The organism is Flavobacterium sp. SM2513 (assembly GCF_050908145.1).
In the GTDB taxonomy this organism is placed as follows: domain Bacteria; phylum Bacteroidota; class Bacteroidia; order Flavobacteriales; family Flavobacteriaceae; genus Flavobacterium.
Genome location: NZ_CP194228.1, coordinates 402,364 through 419,959, shown reverse-complemented (window position 1 = coordinate 419,959; position 17,596 = coordinate 402,364). Strand labels below are relative to the sequence as shown.

At 37.1% G+C, this 17,596-nt stretch carries 16 protein-coding genes; 10 read left to right on the top strand and 6 right to left on the bottom strand.

Going from position 1 to position 17,596, the window contains the following annotated elements:
• Positions 1-62 precede the first annotated feature (62 nt).
• The gene (locus ACQ5J2_RS01630) at positions 63-3,308 is read left to right on the top strand and encodes a T9SS type B sorting domain-containing protein (protein ID WP_432671949.1); all 3,246 of its coding nucleotides are present in this window, start codon (positions 63-65) and stop codon (positions 3,306-3,308) included.
• Positions 3,309-3,381: 73 nt separating this feature from the next.
• Here the strand turns inward: ACQ5J2_RS01630 and ACQ5J2_RS01625 are convergent, their stop codons facing one another.
• Positions 3,382-4,521 carry an acyl-CoA dehydrogenase gene (locus tag ACQ5J2_RS01625; protein WP_432671948.1) on the bottom strand — a complete coding sequence of 380 codons (1,140 nt, stop codon included), beginning with the start codon at positions 4,519-4,521 and terminating at the stop codon, positions 3,382-3,384.
• A gap of 95 nt (positions 4,522-4,616) precedes the next feature.
• On the opposite strand from ACQ5J2_RS01625, the gene ACQ5J2_RS01620 reads away from it, so the two are divergent.
• Both ACQ5J2_RS01620 and ACQ5J2_RS01615 read left to right on the top strand, forming a co-directional pair.
• A complete protein-coding gene (locus ACQ5J2_RS01620) occupies positions 4,617-5,684 on the top strand; it encodes an anhydro-N-acetylmuramic acid kinase (RefSeq protein WP_432671947.1) in 1,068 nt (355 codons plus the stop codon).
• Positions 5,685-5,702: 18 nt separating this feature from the next.
• On the top strand, positions 5,703-6,071 hold the full coding sequence (locus tag ACQ5J2_RS01615; RefSeq protein WP_432671946.1) for a DUF2200 domain-containing protein: 369 nt from the start codon (positions 5,703-5,705) through the stop codon (positions 6,069-6,071).
• 104 nt (positions 6,072-6,175) lie between these two features.
• On the opposite strand, the gene ACQ5J2_RS01610 is transcribed toward ACQ5J2_RS01615, so the two are convergent.
• Entirely contained in the window at positions 6,176-7,246 is a 1,071-nt protein-coding gene (locus tag ACQ5J2_RS01610) for a T9SS type A sorting domain-containing protein (RefSeq protein ID WP_432671945.1), read from the bottom strand.
• A 139-nt stretch (positions 7,247-7,385) separates the two neighbouring features.
• A complete protein-coding gene (pruA, locus tag ACQ5J2_RS01605; protein WP_432671944.1) occupies positions 7,386-9,014 on the bottom strand; it encodes an L-glutamate gamma-semialdehyde dehydrogenase in 1,629 nt (542 codons plus the stop codon).
• Positions 9,015-9,590: 576 nt separating this feature from the next.
• Here pruA and ACQ5J2_RS01600 point away from each other — a divergent pair.
• Both ACQ5J2_RS01600 and ACQ5J2_RS01595 read left to right on the top strand, forming a co-directional pair.
• Positions 9,591-9,962, top strand: coding sequence for a hypothetical protein (locus ACQ5J2_RS01600; RefSeq protein WP_432671943.1), 372 nt, complete (start codon positions 9,591-9,593; stop codon positions 9,960-9,962).
• Between the two features lie 494 nt (positions 9,963-10,456).
• The gene (locus ACQ5J2_RS01595; protein WP_432671942.1) at positions 10,457-10,801 is read left to right on the top strand and encodes a hypothetical protein; all 345 of its coding nucleotides are present in this window, start codon (positions 10,457-10,459) and stop codon (positions 10,799-10,801) included.
• A gap of 206 nt (positions 10,802-11,007) precedes the next feature.
• Here the strand turns inward: ACQ5J2_RS01595 and ACQ5J2_RS01590 are convergent, their stop codons facing one another.
• Entirely contained in the window at positions 11,008-11,739 is a 732-nt protein-coding gene (locus ACQ5J2_RS01590; RefSeq protein WP_432671941.1) for a DUF6261 family protein, read from the bottom strand.
• Between the two features lie 152 nt (positions 11,740-11,891).
• Positions 11,892-12,167 (bottom strand): hypothetical protein, encoded by a 276-nt coding sequence (locus ACQ5J2_RS01585; RefSeq protein ID WP_432671940.1) that lies wholly within the window; start codon positions 12,165-12,167, stop codon positions 11,892-11,894.
• Between the two features lie 252 nt (positions 12,168-12,419).
• Between ACQ5J2_RS01585 and ACQ5J2_RS01580 the strand changes: the two genes are divergently transcribed.
• Positions 12,420-12,806 (top strand): hypothetical protein, encoded by a 387-nt coding sequence (locus ACQ5J2_RS01580; protein ID WP_432671939.1) that lies wholly within the window; start codon positions 12,420-12,422, stop codon positions 12,804-12,806.
• A 287-nt stretch (positions 12,807-13,093) separates the two neighbouring features.
• On the top strand, positions 13,094-14,302 hold the full coding sequence (locus tag ACQ5J2_RS01575; RefSeq protein WP_432671938.1) for an MFS transporter: 1,209 nt from the start codon (positions 13,094-13,096) through the stop codon (positions 14,300-14,302).
• Between the two features lie 92 nt (positions 14,303-14,394).
• Here the strand turns inward: ACQ5J2_RS01575 and ACQ5J2_RS01570 are convergent, their stop codons facing one another.
• A complete protein-coding gene (locus ACQ5J2_RS01570; protein ID WP_432671937.1) occupies positions 14,395-14,535 on the bottom strand; it encodes a hypothetical protein in 141 nt (46 codons plus the stop codon).
• 350 nt (positions 14,536-14,885) lie between these two features.
• On the opposite strand from ACQ5J2_RS01570, the gene ACQ5J2_RS01565 reads away from it, so the two are divergent.
• The 3 genes from ACQ5J2_RS01565 (at position 14,886) to ACQ5J2_RS01555 (ending at position 17,354) form a co-directional block, all read left to right on the top strand.
• Positions 14,886-16,112, top strand: a complete 1,227-nt coding sequence (locus ACQ5J2_RS01565) for a Glu/Leu/Phe/Val dehydrogenase dimerization domain-containing protein (RefSeq protein ID WP_432671936.1) — start codon at positions 14,886-14,888, stop codon at positions 16,110-16,112.
• 143 nt (positions 16,113-16,255) lie between these two features.
• Positions 16,256-16,960: a MotA/TolQ/ExbB proton channel family protein gene (locus ACQ5J2_RS01560; protein ID WP_432671935.1), complete on the top strand. Its 705-nt coding sequence runs from the start codon at positions 16,256-16,258 to the stop codon at positions 16,958-16,960.
• Position 16,961: 1 nt separating this feature from the next.
• Positions 16,962-17,354 carry an ExbD/TolR family protein gene (locus ACQ5J2_RS01555; RefSeq protein ID WP_026976598.1) on the top strand — a complete coding sequence of 131 codons (393 nt, stop codon included), beginning with the start codon at positions 16,962-16,964 and terminating at the stop codon, positions 17,352-17,354.
• Positions 17,355-17,596 lie beyond the last annotated feature (242 nt).

Sequence of the window (17,596 nt, the reverse complement as noted above, 5' to 3'; positions counted from 1 at the left end):
GTATATCTTTAGAAACCCTTAACTAAATATATTTAATTTTTTAAATAAACCTACGTTTCATTATGTTTTTAGCAAGATATCTATATATCATGTTTTTCTTATTTTCGGCTATGAGTTACGGTCAGTTATCTGACTTTAATTTTAATGTTGTGGCTATTGATGAAACATGTAATAATAACGGTTCTCTACAGATGACCGTCTCGAACACTTCCCCAGGTGCTGAGATTATTTACCAACTTTATTTGGCTCCCGACTTTGCCAACGATATTGGAGCGACTGCAACTTCTGGATTTTCTGGTTTAGCGGCAGGAACTTATCGCATAGTAGCAACTCAAGCTGCTAACGGAACTTCAAATTCCAAACAAGTTGATAAGACCATCAATGATTTGAAACAAGTTTTGGATTATGAAATAGACGACACTACCGCTACAGATTGTGATACAACTGCAACTTTAGTCGTGAATGTACTTTCTGGAAATCCAACTTTATATGAAATTTTTGACGGACCTGAGATACGGCCCGTTCAAACCTCCAATCAATTCTCAGGACTCGCTTCGGGAACTTACACGATTCGAGTTTTTGATGATTGTGGCGATGCCTTGTCTAAAGCCTATACGTTTTTCTTGGGAAATAATGATTTGAGTATTAGTGCGCCAATTTTGCCTAGCGTCTATAGTTCCTGTACTTCCGTTGAAATTACAAATCAAGTGAGTTCGGTTTCGAATGCTCCAATATTATATCCCTTAACTATTGAATATACCATTTTTGCTCCTGATGGAACAGTTGCTCAAAACTTCACACAAAACCTGACCTCAGGACCAGAAGATGTCTTGGAGTTAACTCAGACCATTGATTTATTTGGCAATCAGTTATTCAGTATTAAGATTGAAATTACCGATAACTGCAACCGTACTTTTATTGAAGATTTTGAAATTGATCCTAATCCAAAACTTTCATTTCTATCACATGAGGCAGATTGTGGAGAATTATTTTTTGAAATTGTTATAACAAATTATTTTCCTCCTTTTACTTTGAATTTTACGGAACCAGTTGAATTCAATCCTACTACATTTAATCCAAATTACCCGGGACCATACAACGACGACACGATATTTTTTGGTGACCTAGAGAATCCTGTTCCTTTTGGAAATTATAAAGTCTCCGCTCAAGATGCTTGTGGAAGAACTAAAAATTTATCTTTTTCATTGACAAAAAAACTGGTTAAACCTGCCGTTACGACGTCAAATTTGGGTTGTGCTTCTGAATTTGGAAAGGTGAGAATTCAAATTCCAGGTCGTGAAATAGTTTCTATTTTTATTACCGAAGCACCAGTCGCTTATAGTCCTACACTACCTAGCAACGTGATGACCTTTGTGGATGCTGAAGGAATGTTTATCAATAATAATTTACCCATTGGAGTTTATAACTTCACAATTGTGGACAGTTGTGGTGACGAGTATGAAAAAGAAGTTTCCGTTCCTGCATTTGTCTTTGGACCGTTAGTGGCGGATACAAAACCCAATTGCAACGCTATTTCCGGAGGTGTCAAACTTACAACAACAAATGGAAAGTTGGTTACGGTCCATATTGTGACGGCACCGCCTACATTTATGCAAAGTCTTCCCTACGACATCAGTTTCAATATTAATGCAGGTGGCATTTTATACATGACTGATTTGCCTGCAGGAATGTACAGTTTTGAAGCGGTTGATGCTTGCGGTTTTGCTTTAGATGCGAGTATTGAAGTCAATGGGTATAATAGTAATTCTAACGGATTTTTACTCAATCGAAAATGTGGTTCTTTTGATATAACTATTGAAGATACAGACGAATCCGTGACAGGAAAAACGTATTGGCTTCAGAAATTTTTCCCAGCTACAAATACATGGGGACACCCTACAACGGGAGCTACCTTTACGCCAGGAAGTATTCCAAACGCTACTACTGGTAAAGGATTAGCCAACTTGAATACACTTCTTAATGTTTTTTACACGGGAGATTTTAGAATAATTAAAGTTTTTGAGACCTACAATAATGGTAGTGCAGGAGGTAAGTGTACGGATTTGTATGTTGAATTTACTATAGCTTCTGAACTAGTTATCGTTGGAGCCTATAACTTAAATTGTAACGATATTGGCGCGTCTAATGATATTGTATTAGATGTTTTTGGCGTAGCGCCATTTCAATTCAAGATTACTTCGCCAATTGTTGTCGATAACGGTCCGAGTGCTGCATTCTATGATTTGCCGGTAGGGGTTTTTAATTTTCAAGTAATGGATGATTGCGGAAACATCAAAAATACTACTGTTGAAGTAGGAACTTTACTTCCGCTGGCTCGTGCCAATAAACCGCAAAGTATGTTGGTTTGTAGAAATGATGGTGTGCAATTTGGAATTTTTCCTTTAGTAGACCAAAAAGCACAAATCTTAGGTGTTCAAAATCCAAACAGTTATAACGTAACATTCCACCTTTCGCAGGAGGCGGCTGATTCAGGCCAAAACCCATTGCCGGACGGATATACTAATATTTCCAATCCGCAAACTATTTTTGCAAGAGTGCAGCACAAGGTTATTTTAGGCTGTTATGCCACGACATCGTTCAATATTTTTGCAGGAATCACACCTGTGTTAGACCCAGTTGGCGATTTCTTTATTTGTGAAGGATACAACAGAATGCTAACCGCTCAAGCTGGATTTTCAGGATATCTATGGTCAACGGGTGAAACGACGCAGTCCATTATAATTAGCGAGGCTGGCACGTATACGGTGACGGTACAAAATGTGTATGAAGATATTAGTTGTACCAACTCCATCGATTATGTGGTTACCGCTTCTGCTAAAGCCCAAATTGAAGTTATTAATACTTCCGACTGGTCGTCTGAAAGTAATGCAGCTGAAATCATCGTTACAGGAATAGGGGATTACACGTATTCATTGGATGGTATTAATTTTCAAACTTCAAACACATTTAGCGAATTGCGTTCAGGACTGTATACTGTTTATGTAAAAGACGAAAATGGTTGCGGAATTGCAGAAGAAATTTTTGTCCTTATCAATTATCCTAAATTTTTCACGCCAAATGGAGATGGTTATAATGATTATTGGAATATTTCGTTATCGAGTTATGAACCCAATATGAATGTTGATGTTTTTGATCGCTTTGGTAAATTCATTATCAAACTCAAAGGTGGTGAATTAGGTTGGGACGGAACTTACAACGGAAACCCGATGCCTTCGACTGATTACTGGTTTGTGGTTACTCGTGAAGACGGCACCGTTCATCGCGAACATTTTAGCTTAAAAAGATAAAGTCCTGTATTAGAATAAAAAAGGCCCGAAATTATTTGTTTCGGGCCTTTTTTAAATATAGATAGTAGTTGAATTAATTCACCAACGTTCTTGAAATCACGATGCGTTGAATTTCAGAAGTTCCTTCATAAATTTGAGTGATTTTTGCATCACGCATCATTCGCTCTACATGATATTCAGAAACATAACCGTTTCCACCGTGAATTTGAACTGCTTCAATCGTAGTATCCATCGCGGTTTGAGAAGCAAAAAGTTTTGCCATCGCTCCAGATTGAGAGATATCTTTACCTTCGTCTCTTTCGCAAGCTGCTTTTAGCACTAGCATTTTCGCAGCCATAATTTGAGTCGCCATATCAGCAAGTTTGAAAGCAATTGCTTGGTGTTTGAAAATTTCTTTACCAAAAGCTTTACGCTCTTGCGAATATTTCAAAGCCAATTCATAAGCACCCGTTGCAATTCCTAAAGCTTGAGATGCAATCCCAATTCGACCACCGTTTAATACTGCCATTGCGAAGTTGAAACCAAATCCGTCTTCTCCAATTCTATTTTCTTTAGGAACTTTCACGTCTGTAAACATCAATGAATGCGTGTCGCTACCGCGAATTCCCATCTTTTTCTCTTTTACACCTACTTCAAAACCTGGATAACTTCGTTCTACGATAAAGGCATTGATTCCTTTGTGTCCTTTCTCAATATCCGTTTGAGCAATCACGATATAGGTTGAAGCTGTGTTCCCATTCGTGATCCAGTTTTTAGTACCGTTCATTAGGTAATAATCACCTTTGTCAATTGCGGTCGTTTTCTGCGAAGTCGCGTCACTTCCTGCTTCTGGCTCTGACAAGCAAAAGGCACCAATTACTTCTCCTTTTGCAAGTGGAATAAGGTATTTTTGTTTTTGTTCTTCATTGCAATATTTTTCAATTCCAGCACAAACCAATGAGTTGTTTACTGACATGACTACTGCTGCAGAAGCATCTACTTTAGATATTTCGGTCATTGCCAAAATATACGAAACGCTGTCTAATCCTGAACCGCCGTATTTTGGGTCCACCATCATACCCATGAAGCCCAGTTCGGCCATCATTTTGATTTGTTCGGTAGGAAATTTAGCGTGTTCATCGCGTTCAATAACTCCAGGAAGCAATTCGGCTTGAGCGAAATCTCTTGCCGCTTGTTGGATCATTAAATGTTCTTCTGTTAGATTGAAATCCATAGTATTGAAAATATAAGTTCTGTTCTGTTGAAAAATTGTCAGCAAAGATAAATTTTTATTGTTAGACTTTCAATTGAATTTTATAATTTTAGCCAATGTTAAAGCAATTCTACAACGTTATCGGTGTGATGTCGGGCACTTCTTTAGATGGAGTCGATTTGGCACACATACATTTTACAACAGATTCCAAAGGTTGGCATTTTAAAATCCTTGAAACAGAAACCGTTCCCTATCCTTTACAATGGTTCAACAAACTCAAAAATGCCGTTCAGTTTTCTGATGCTGAATTGGTGCAGCTCAATAAAGAGTACACGCTTCTGTTGGCGGAAATTATTAAGGATTTTATTGGCAAACATAAAATAGAAGACCTCGATGCCGTTTGTTCGCACGGACATACCATTTTGCACCAGCCCCAAAACGGTTTTACTTTGCAAATAGGGAACTTGCCTGAAATACCAAAACTCATTAATCAAAAAATAGTGTGTGATTTTCGTGTGCAAGATGTAAAACTTGGCGGACAAGGTGCTCCGTTAGTCCCTATTGGTGATGCAGTTTTATTCTCCGAATACGATTATTGTTTGAATTTAGGCGGGTTTTCCAATGTGTCTTTCAAAGCAAATCATTCTCGAATCGCCTTTGATATTTCTGCAGTAAACACTGTTTTGAATTTTTATGCCAATCAGTTGGGATTGGATTATGATGACAAAGGAGCGATTGCTAAATCAGGCACTTTCAATCAACCCCTTTTTGAGGAGCTGAATAGCCTGCTATATTATGTCTTGCCTTATCCAAAGTCTTTGGGTTTTGAGTTTGTCAAAGAAATAGTACTTCCATTAATAGAAAAGTATTCGATACCCACAGAAGATAAGATGCACACCTTTACCCTTCATGTTGCGTTTCAAATTGCAGAGGCATTATCTAATAAGAACGCTAAGTTGTTGGTAACAGGTGGTGGTGCTTATAATGATTTTTTGATAGAACAAATGCAAAAACAACTACCCGAAATGCAAATCATTATTCCTAACAAAAAGATTTTAGAATTTAAGGAAGCGTTGATTTTTGCTCTTTTAGGTGTATTGAAACTGCGAGGAGAAATCAATGTGTTAAGTAGCGTTACTGGTGCACAAAGGGACCATTCGAGTGGGGAAGTTTATCACGTATAGACCAAATTAATTAAAAACATGAAAACAACACCAGAACACAACGAGCGAATTGCGAAAATGACTTTTTCCTCAGTATATCCACACTATGTTACCAAAGTGGAGAATAAAAACCGGACAAAAGAGGAGTTGCATCAAGTAATCGAATGGCTGACAGGATTTGATGAACAGAAACTTCAAGAATTGATTCTTCACAAAGTTACTTTTGAAACGTTTTTTGAAGAAGCACAAGTAAATTCAAATGCAGCACTAATTAAAGGGGTAATTTGTGGATACAGAATTGAAGAAATTGAAAACCTTCTTACAAAACAAGTACGATACCTCGACAAATTGGTAGATGAATTAGCCAAAGGTAGAAAGATGGATAAAATTTTAAGAACCGCTAAATAATTTTGAACAAAGTGAAAGACGAACCTCTGTGATATTCAGTAGTTCAAAAAAAAACCGAGCCAACTAAATGACTCGGTTTAATCTTTATAATAATAAGTGGAGGTTTAATTCTTCACAAACTTCTTCACACTAGAGCCTGCATCCGTTACAATAGTCATAAAGTATACGCCTTTTTGCAAGCCACTTACATCAAGAGTTGTGTTTTCTTTCTTCGTTAAAATAGTTTTACCAAGTTGGTCTGTAACAGTTAATGAAATCAGTTTTTGCGAATCATTTAAAGTAACATTAATCGTATTTGTTGCAGGGTTTGGGTATAATGCAATCATTTTAGAAAATTCTGATTCTGGAACAGACAATAGAAATGTTTCAGGAGATTTTTCTATTTGAGATACATTACTATCAATACTTAAAGCAACAATAGTAATAACTCGATTAGTTGATTTCACATAAGGCCACAACTCATTTGCTCTGTAATAGCGGTAAGTAGTTTGTATAAATGTGCCCACAACTCCAAAACCGGGGTAACTTATCTGTAAGTTTTCCACAGTTTTAAAACGAGTAACAGGAAAGGGAGGTTCAAAAGCAGAACCTTCCATCGTTCCAGAAGCATCAACAGACGTGGTATAAGTACCTGTAAATGCTCCAGTATAATCACCATAAATATATGTTCCAGCAACAGCATCCGAAGTAGTAGTTCCGTATACTTTTGGAAAAGTTCCCAAATCAACGTTGTTTGTAGTATAATTTAGTAAAACTTCGTTATCGGCATAAGCCGTTACACCACCCGAACCAATCAGACCACTCATGGTATAAGTACCTGAAAAATAACTTTTACTATCTATGAAATTATCAGCAGAATTATAACCCGTACAAACCAATGTTGTTCCAGGATATGCACTCAATTCTGCCGCTGTAGGAACGGTATTGTAATAACTAAATAAGTTAGGCAATACTGTGAGTCCCATTAAATTCCAAACCTGACCGGGGCCTGCATTACTTTCTGCAAAAGAACTTCCAGGTGCTAACCGAATGTGGTCAGGTCTGTTGTCCAATCCGTCAGTAGAACTAATAGGTGGGTTAGTGATTGGCAAAACACCATTCAATGCCGCAATAGGCGATTGCCCATTTGAAAAAGAGAAAACCAATAAGGATAAGATAAGTAATGATTTTTTCATAAGTATACGTTTTTAATTCATTCAAATATAATAATTTATTATTTACCACAACAAAAAAAAACCGAGCCAACTTAATGACTCGGTTATTCTATACATTGCTCAAAACTGTCAACCGACAACCGTCGACTGACAACTAAGACTATTCCCCTAAAAACGGGTATCTGTAATCTTCTGCAGTAACAAAAGTTTCTTTAATTGTGCGTGGCGAAACCCAACGTAACAAGTTCAATGGAGAACCCGCTTTGTCATTCGTTCCTGAAGCTCTTGCTCCACCAAAAGGTTGCATTCCCACAACCGCACCCGTAGGTTTGTCGTTGATGTAGAAGTTACCCGCTGCATTCTTCAACGCCTCAGTTGCTTCTGCAATGGCATAACGGTCGCCACTAAAAATCGCTCCTGTTAAGGCATAAGGAGAAGTTTCGTCGACAAGTTTCAATGTTTCTGCCCATTTTGAATCTTCGTAAACGTAGATTGTCATAACCGGTCCGAACAATTCGGTTTCCATAGTTGCATATTTTGGATTTGTAGTCACGATAACCGTTGGCTCAATAAAGAACCCTTTCGATTTGTCGTAATTTCCACCCACAATAATTTCTGCATCCGTATCTTTCTTTGCTTGGTCAATAAAACTCGCTAGTTTGTCAAACGAACCTTCGTGAATAACCGCTGTAATGAAGTTGCCAAAATCTTCTGGCGAACCCATTTTAAACGATTTGACATCTTTTATCAACAACTCTTTGGCTTCAGCCCACATACTTTGCGGAATATAAGCTCTCGAAGCTGCCGAACATTTCTGTCCCTGAAATTCAAATGCACCACGAGAAATTCCCGTAACCACTTGTTTCACATTAGCTGTAGGATGTGCTACAATAAAATCTTTTCCACCTGTTTCTCCTACAATTCTTGGGTAGGTTTTGTACGTGTGAATGTTGTTTCCAATGTGTTTAAAAATATCTTTAAACACGTGAGTCGAACCTGTAAAGTGAATTCCAGCAAAGTCAGGACTTGCATAAACGGTATCACTTACCATTTGAGCATCACCAAAAACCACGTTGATTACGCCATCAGGAACACCTGCTTCTTTGAAAATATCAATGATAATTTTTGCCGAAAACACTTGGCTATCACTCGGTTTCCATACCACTACATTCCCCATCATTGCCGCACTCGCTGGCAAGTTGGCTGCAATAGCTGTAAAGTTAAAAGGCGTTACTGCATATACAAACCCTTCCAACGGACGGTATTCCAAACGGTTCCAAACCGAAGAATCCGATTTTGGTTGGTCGTTATAAATCTGAGTCATGAACTCCACGTTAAAACGAAAAAAGTCAATCAACTCACAGGAAGCATCAATTTCTGCTTGATAAATTGTTTTAGATTGAGCAATCATTGTAGCCGCGTTAATTCTCGCACGGTACGGACCAGCAATCAATTCTGCTGCTTTCAAGAAGATAGCTGCACGTTGTTCCCAAGCCAAGTTTGCCCAAGCATCTTTAGCTTCAAGAGCACTTGCAATTGCTTGCTCTACATGCTTTTTCTCAGCCAAATGATACGTTCCTACCACATGTTTGTGGTCGTGTGGTGCCGACATATTTCTAGTGTTTCCCGTTCTAATTTCTTCGCTGCCAATGTAGTTTGGCACATCAATCGTCTCGTTCCACATCTTTTTATACGCTTCCAAAACCGCTTTTTTCTCCGGACTGTTTGGAGCATATGATTTTACCGGCTCGTTAACCGCTTTAGGCACATGAAAAAATCCTTTTAACATAATATCGTGTGTTTTAAATTATCAAAAAAATATACGCAAATGTACAAAATCATAATTACATAACCTTTCCTTTTGCTATTGCATCTTTTTTGAGTCACTGCGAGGTATGAACCAATTGCTATATTATTAAGGAGCGAATGGCTCGGGCTTTTTAGGTTTCCGTATTCCCGCCTTCCTTCCACATCTGCCCCGAAAAAGGGCAGGATGTTCCCTCCAGTCGGGGCTAGGGGAGTTTCTTGGTTTTGTGTTTGGTTGGGGGTGTAATATAAAAATTTCTCAACACACTAGTTAGTAATATTTACAAAGTCAGATTTAGTCCTAATTTTAAATTACAATTTCACTTTATTCGTTAGTACGTTGAAATTTAATTTAAATTATTAAGGATTTACCTATATTTACATCCACATGAAAAGATATTTGTATTGCTATTACTGCTCCCCCCCGCTAGCGCGAGCGTCCCGCTCGTGCCAACAAAATAAACAATAAATAATCCACCCTAATAACTGGGTACGAGCGTGACGCTCGCACAAGCAACTGAAGAAAAAAGTAGAACCTAATTCAATATTTAAAACAGCCATGATTATTTTCCCAATTACAGATAAAAAAAAAGAATTTAAGTTAGGATACGGATTGTACAGCGTCTATTTTACAGGTGGTTTTTCGTTAGAAAATTTAGATTTGTTAGACATTCACTTGTATAATTCTGAAACAAAAGAAACCATAACTTTAAAAGAAAAAACATTGAAGCCTCGCGACTACATCAACAACCAAAAGGCAATATACTGTTACGAATTCCAGATTAATGAATTCGGAACCTTTACAATAGAACTCAAAAACCCGGAAGTTTTAATAGTTAAGAACAGATTCGATGTCCCATTTTCCTTGATGAAATACATTATTCCTAACCCGACTACGAAACAAGAAAACATCAACCTGATTATAAAATAATTTCGATATTGTAGTTTAATGCCACACAAATAACAGCCTATATACCTATACCCCATGAAAACCTTCTTCCTAAAAACACGAATCTTTTGGATTATAACCCGCGTACTATTCATAGCATTATATATTGGCGCGGCAATTAACGATATAAAATCAGACATTTGGATAAGCATGTTGTTTTTTATAATAAGTGTAATAATGCTGTATGTTGCAATACTAGAGTTTCTCAGTAAAGACAAATTTATTGGTGCAAAAGTACTTCTCGGTGTTTTTTCAATCTTTATAGGAGTTATAATAGCCGGTTTAATAGTATATGTGGGCATTGAAAAGCCAAGTGAACTTTTTTTATTTTTACTTCCTTCGTGGGTTATTTTGTATGGACTTTGGGAAATTTATTCGTCTTCAAATTATGAGAAGTAGTCTAGCTGTGCGAAGTCTCCCGACTTCGTACCCAATCCGATATTAAAATCCATTCAACCAAAAAATAATAACACAACATGTCCCTTGACCAACTAATTTTAAACATCAAAAAAATCTCTTCTGAAAAGGACGCTATAGGATTAGCCAATTATATCCAAGAATGGAAAACAAACGAAATGACTGCTGTTGAATTAAGAAGCTCGGTTGAAAAATACCTGGGAAATATTTGGCTTGAAAATAATTTTGATTACCTGCATATGTACAGCGTTTGGTCAGAATTTAGAGATGTTGCAATTGATGGAATCGGTGGAATGACGATGAACGAAAGACTTTACCATTTTGGATTATTGGAAGCGTATGAAAAGCTAATAACCGAAAAAGAGAAAGAAAAATTCTTTACAAAATTGATGGCGACCAAATAAAGTTTCCAACTACACGAAAACCCGCTCATCAGCCCAAGCCTCTAAAGACTCAGCTGTACAAAATCTCCCACCTTCATACCCACTCAAACATTCCATAATTACCCGATTGCTTGTCATTTGGACGAGTCAAAAAACAACTAAACCCCCACAAAAAAAAACCACATCACTTCAAAAGCAATGTGGTTTATAAAATCTTCAAATAAATATTAAGAATTAGCTCTGTTCTTTTTGTTGATGCCTTCGCGACGGGCAAGGATATCGGCAAAATATTCTCTACTGTAATTAAACACTTTTAGGGTGTCGAGGAAATACGGGTCGTTTTTAATTTTTGCCATTAAGGCAACATAGTCTGCAAGGGTGGTGTAGACTTCAAAAATTTCTTTTCGCATGGTTTTTACATCATAACTAACGGTCGAAATCACATCAGAAGAACGGTCGGCAAATTTAGCTTTAAAAGCAGTATTGTCTTGTTCCAAGAGGTCTACATGATTTTTTAACTGCAATACAGCCATTGGGTCGTCTTTAGCACCTCTAATTTCTGCAACTACTTTATCAATTCCTAAGGTTTCAGCAGGATAATTGGCACGTTCAATATCGCCATATTTTCTTAAAATGATAACCACTTCTTTGTAAGCAGAAACTTCAGCCGGATCACGAGAAAATTCAAAAACACTAACCGCTCTTCGGATGGTGCTTAAACTTTGGTCTCGTAGCGTATCGAGATTCATCAGTTCTTCGGTTTCTTTTTGAGCTTTAATTTGATTTAAAGCATCATTGTAAGGGGTTGATAAAGTGGTAAGCGCTTCATATTGCTTGTTATATTCAGCATCTGTAACTGGCTTTAAACCTGATTTAATATAATCAGTAATTAAATTGGTAATAAATTGTCCCGATTCTAAAATTTGCAATCGGCTCACAGGAATAGGATACAGTTTCATATTTCAATTGTTTAAATGAGTTTATCAAATTTATAAAAAAAACAATAACAAAATCACAATCAGCTAAATTTTATGCTCTTGAAGTAAAAGTATCGTAATCATTGGGGTTTTGACGTGGGGATATCTCAAAACATACCCATCACCAGTTCATTTTAATTGTTAAATTTATAAATTATTGACTTAAAGCCGACATTTTGAACCCGTTGAAGGGGTACGAAACCGCCAAACGCCATCGCGGAACCCGTCGTAGGGGTACGAAAGTCCCAAACGCCATCGCTGAGTCCGTCGTAGGGGTACGAAACCGCCAAACGCCATCGCTGAACCCGTCGTAGGGGTACGAAAGCTCCAAACGCCATCGCTGGGTCCGTCGTAGGGGTACGACGGGTCCAAACACCATCGCTGAGTCCGTCGTACCCCTTCAACGGCAATAATAGGGATTGTTTTACTGTTGCAACTTGAGAAATGGGTTGGTTGAGAGTTGGGAGATGGAGTTGTAGTGCTACAATTGAATGATGTGCGATTTATTGGGGTAATTGTATATATTTACGATTCGAAAAAGGGAAACAAAGTAGCGACAGTTTACCTTATTTTGGGTGTATAGTCGTTATTTTATAGCGGGTGTATATAAGTTAGCCGTCAGTTTGGCGGAACGTAGAAAAGTCAACCTAAAAAGGTAAGAATTGAAAAACAGAATTATATTTATTTCAATATTTTTAATCATTTGGTCTTTTATAGTTGCTTCGCATTTTCAGAAAGGTGGTGTTGACAAAATATTGCATTATTGTATATTTACAATTTTCTTAATAATGACTTTTATTTACCTTTCATCAGTAGAAAGTTTTATAATTGCAGAAAAAGTTTTGTATTCTTTAATATTTTCTATTTTGTCATTAATAACAACTTCTTTCGTCACTGAAAAGTTGTTGGAAAAAATTTATGGTGCTGATTATGAAATTTATCTTTCAAACTCAATCGCAAATTTAATTTTCTATTCATTTGGGAATTGGTTTTTAATCTTTGTGGTTTTAGCAATAAGAAAAGCAACAAGTGTAAACAAATATGAATGAATTGGAAATAAATTCAGAAAATAAAAAGAGAGAACTCGAAGCGCAATTAAAAAATCTACCAAGCTGTGCGAAGTTTCTAACTTCATACCCATAATAATGAAGTCACTCTTTCAATCCCGCTATCTTTCCATCCCTCCATTCCCCGCTTCATAACAGTCTAACTTTACTCTGCTAACATTTAAATCCCTTCGCCTGTTTTACAATCAAAAATAATTAAATGAAATTTGTAACTTCGTACACACGCTTAAAATAAATGTTACAAGAAATTCATCAACCCGCAGAACGAAATGGATAAAATTCAAAATCAGAAACACCCAAGAGAAACTTTTTACTATGGGTTGTCAAGAATGTTTGAAAGAGCATCCTTTTATGGTTTTAGAACGTTGGTTGTGCTCTATATGACGGGCGAGGTGCTGAAAATGGACAATGCAGAAGCTTTTAGTATTTACGGTTTCTTTGTAGGGGCGTTGGTTTTTTCGCAAATCATCGGGGCATTATTTGGCGACCTACTTATCGGAAATCGAAAGTCAGTAATTATTGGTGGCATCCTTCAAGCGATAGGAGCTTTTACCTTATGCCTTCCTTCAACAATAGGACTTTATGTAGGGCTATTTCTAATCGTTTTAGGTAGCGGATTTTTTACACCAAACATCATTTCAAATTTTGGAAAGTTGTACTTGAATAAAACGAAACTACTAGATTCAGGGTTTACGATATTTTATCTTGCTATAAATTTAGGTTCCTTCTTTGGGATTATCTTAATTGGATATTTAGGAGATTCATTTGGTTATAACACAGGTTTTATAGGAGCTGGAATACTAATGTTACTGGCAATAGTTCCTATACTTTTTTCAAAAGAACCAACGCTGAATGCAATTGACAAATGTGAATTGCCAATAAACAAAAGGATAGTAAAGATTTCAATCGCCATGCTTGTTGTTGCGCTATTTTGGGGCATTTACGAAATCGCAAACATTCGATTTTTTGATTTGCAAATGCAATTAATTGATGTGTCAACGCTTTCTATTTCAAAAACAACGTGGCAATCTATCAATGCTATTTTTATGATACCCGTTAGTTTGATTGCAATCGTTCTATGGACTTATTTCTACAGCAGTCAATTCTTTAAATTAACGATTGGTTTTATTTTCGGGGTACTATCATTGGGACTGTTATTTTTAATTCCAGAGGTTCCTACTGACGAACATACAATGTTTTATCTAGTATCGTTACTGTTTCTTGCAATTTCCGAAATTCACATCGCACCAATTATACATTCCATATTGACAAAATATGCTAACCCAAAATACCTGGCTATTTTAATTAGTTTGGCTTTTGTGCCAACAACAGTAATCCATTACGGTTTTGGATTGTATATCACTGAACTTTATGATAACCCAATTTTAGGATTGACATTCGCAATTACTTCAATGGCTATTATCGGAGTTGGGCTTGTGGGATATATCTGGTGGGACAAGAAAAAGCCTTCTGTTTAAAAGTTCTAACATCGCAGCGGTTACAAAAGCAGCTATACTTCAGATAAATTAGGTTTCAGTAATTTGATGTGAAACTTGACCAACTGATTTTATCAACTCTTTTTATAAAACAATAACGCGATAATTATAAAACCCATTCCAGTAAGTGCCGGTGGAGCCATTTGTGCAGAAATACCCATGTATATCATTACGATTGCAATAACAACGAGAAGTCCAATTAAAACATTTTTCATAAGTATATTTTTAAGTTGTTTATAAATAGTAGTTTTTTACTTTAATCGTTAAATCATAAAAGTGCATCAGTACTTACTCCTATAAGAAATGTTGTGGTATTCAAAAGGGCTGGATTATGCTGTCTAATATTATTTTCCTTCAACAACTTTGAGTAAAACCAAGTGAATATAAGAAGAAGTAGGAAATGAAGCATCACTTTAGCTCCAACTTTAAGAAATATCTAACTTCGAATCCGCAAAATAATCGATTTAATGCAACCGCATCTTTCCATCCCTCCATCTTTCCCTCTTAAAATCCCCAAAGCAAAATAATTCTCTATATTTGCAACACACAAACATTATTCAACACAATGAAAGACTTACTACAAAAATTTGAAAATAAAGAACCAGAAATAGTTTTCAACTGGAGAGACCAAGAAACCGAAGCCGAAGGATGGACAGTAATCAACTCACTTAGAGGTGGTGCAGCAGGTGGAGGAACACGAATGAGAAAAGGATTGGACATGAACGAAGTACTTTCGCTTGCCAAAACCATGGAAGTGAAATTCTCAGTAGCTGGACCAGCCATTGGTGGAGCCAAATCAGGAATCAATTTCGACCCAAACGACCCTCGTAAAAAAGGCGTTTTGGAAAGATGGTACAAAGCCGTTTCTCCTTTATTAAAAAGTTATTACGGAACCGGTGGCGATTTAAACGTAGATGAAATTCACGAAGTAATCCCAATGACCGAAGAATGCGGCGTTTGGCATCCACAAGAAGGCGTTTTCAACGGGCATTTCAAACCAACAGAAGCAGATAAAATCAATAGAATCGGGCAGTTGCGTCAAGGTGTGGTGAAGGAAATAGAAAACGCAAGTTTCTCTCCAGATGTTTCCCGAAAATACACCGTAGCCGACATGATTACGGGTTACGGAGTAGCTCAAGCCGTTCGTCATTACTACGATATTTACGGTGGTTCTGTAGAAGGGAAAAAAGCAATCGTGCAAGGTTTCGGAAATGTAGGTTCGGCAGCGGCTTATTATCTGGCACAAATGGGTGCAAAAGTAGTAGGTATCATCGACCGTGATGGTGGTGTTATCAACCAAGACGGTTTCTCTTTTGACGAAATCAAAGCGTTCTTCTTAAACAAAGACGGAAACAAATTGGTTGCTCAAAACATGATTCCTTTTGACGAAATCAACAGAGAAATCTGGACAATGGGTGCCGAAATTTTCGCTCCATGTGCAGCTTCCCGTTTGGTAACGCAAGACCAAGTAGACAGTATGATTGGTGCAGGACTTGAAGTAATTTCATGTGGTGCCAATGTTCCTTTTGCTGATAAAGCTATTTTCTTTGGTCCAATTATGGAACACGTAGATGCAAAAGTTAGCTTGATTCCCGACTTTATTTCCAACTGCGGAATGGCACGTGTTTTTGCTTATTTCATGGAGAAGAAAGTTAAATTAAACGACGAAGCGATTTTCGTAGATGCTTCTGAAACCATCCGAAAAGCCTTAGAAAAAGCACACGCTTTAAATGCTTCTAAAACTAATATCAGTGCTACGGCATTCGAAATTGCATTGAAACAATTGGTGTAACACCACTGATTTCAAGCCTACAAAGGGATTGCCCTTTAATTGCAAATTTTCCTTTACTAAATAATAAGTTTTTTTAAGTTTATTAAAAGGAAAATTTGCAATTTTTATAATACTTTAGCGTTAAATTAAAAAACAAATCACGTATGAGTTTATTGCTACAAATAGACACTTTGTCTGTTGCACAAGAGGGAATGGCTGAAGCCGTACCGGTTGAGAAAACATTATCGATAATGGAACTACTCGTAAGCGGTGGTATTGGTGGTCAAGCCATCATGCTTTCGCTTTTTATTATGTTGTTCTTTGCTTTGTATCTTTATTTTGAACGTTTGTTTGCCATCAAAAAAGCATCGGTTATTGATGTGAATTTCATGGCGCAAATTCGTGAAAACATACGTCATGGTAAGATTGACAGTGCCAAAATGCTTTGTGCACAAACACAATCTCCCGTTGCACGATTAATTGAAAAAGGCATTTCCCGCATCGGAAAACCTCTGGAAGATATTAACACCGCTATTGAAAACGCAGGTAAATTAGAAATTTATAAACTTGAGAAAAACGTCGGGATGCTAGCTACCATTTCAGGAGCAGGACCAATGACAGGTTTCTTAGGAACGGTAATCGGAATGATTTTAGCCTTTCATAAAATGGCAAGTGCCGGAGGTCAAATTGAAGTGGGTGCCTTATCAGAAGGTATTTATACCGCAATGACTACTACCGTTGTGGGACTAATTGTAGGTATTGTTGCCTATATTGGTTACAACCACTTGGTAGTAAAAACCGACAAAGTAGTACATCAAATGGAAGGAAATGCCGTTGAGTTTCTAGACCTTTTAAACGACCCAGCATAATATGAATTTTAGAGGAAGAAATAAAGTCAGCCCAGAATTCAACATGTCGTCAATGACCGATATCGTGTTTTTGCTGCTTATCTTTTTTATGATTACCTCCACGATGGTAACCACCAATGCACTCGATTTGGTGCTGCCAAAAGCAAAGGGAAAAACAGATAGCAATAAAAACATTCAAGTAAGCATCAACAAAGAACTTGAAATGTATATCGACAAAGACCAAGTGCCCGAAGCCGAAATAGAGTCAAGATTATTATCCATCATGGGTGACGACCGCTCTAAATCGGTAGTTTTAAGAGCCGAAGAAGGCGTGCCAATAGAAAAAGCCGTTTACGTGCTTGACATTGCCAACAGAAATCAGATAAAAGTAGTTTTAGCCGTTAGACCCAAATAGTTTTTAGGATTTGTTTCAGGAGCTATTTCCAGCTCTTCATTCCAAGTCCTCATCCTAAAAGCTATTTTTCCAAGCATAAAAAGGAGCTTCCGTTGGTCGCTCTTTTTAAGCAGGAAAAAATTAGCTTTTAAGATTGCGGGCTTTCCACTACTATCTGGGCTAGGGATTTTAAGAAGCTTTTTGTTACGAACAAGAGATTAGTAGTAGTACTTAGACATAAGTATATAGAAAAGAAGTTAGAA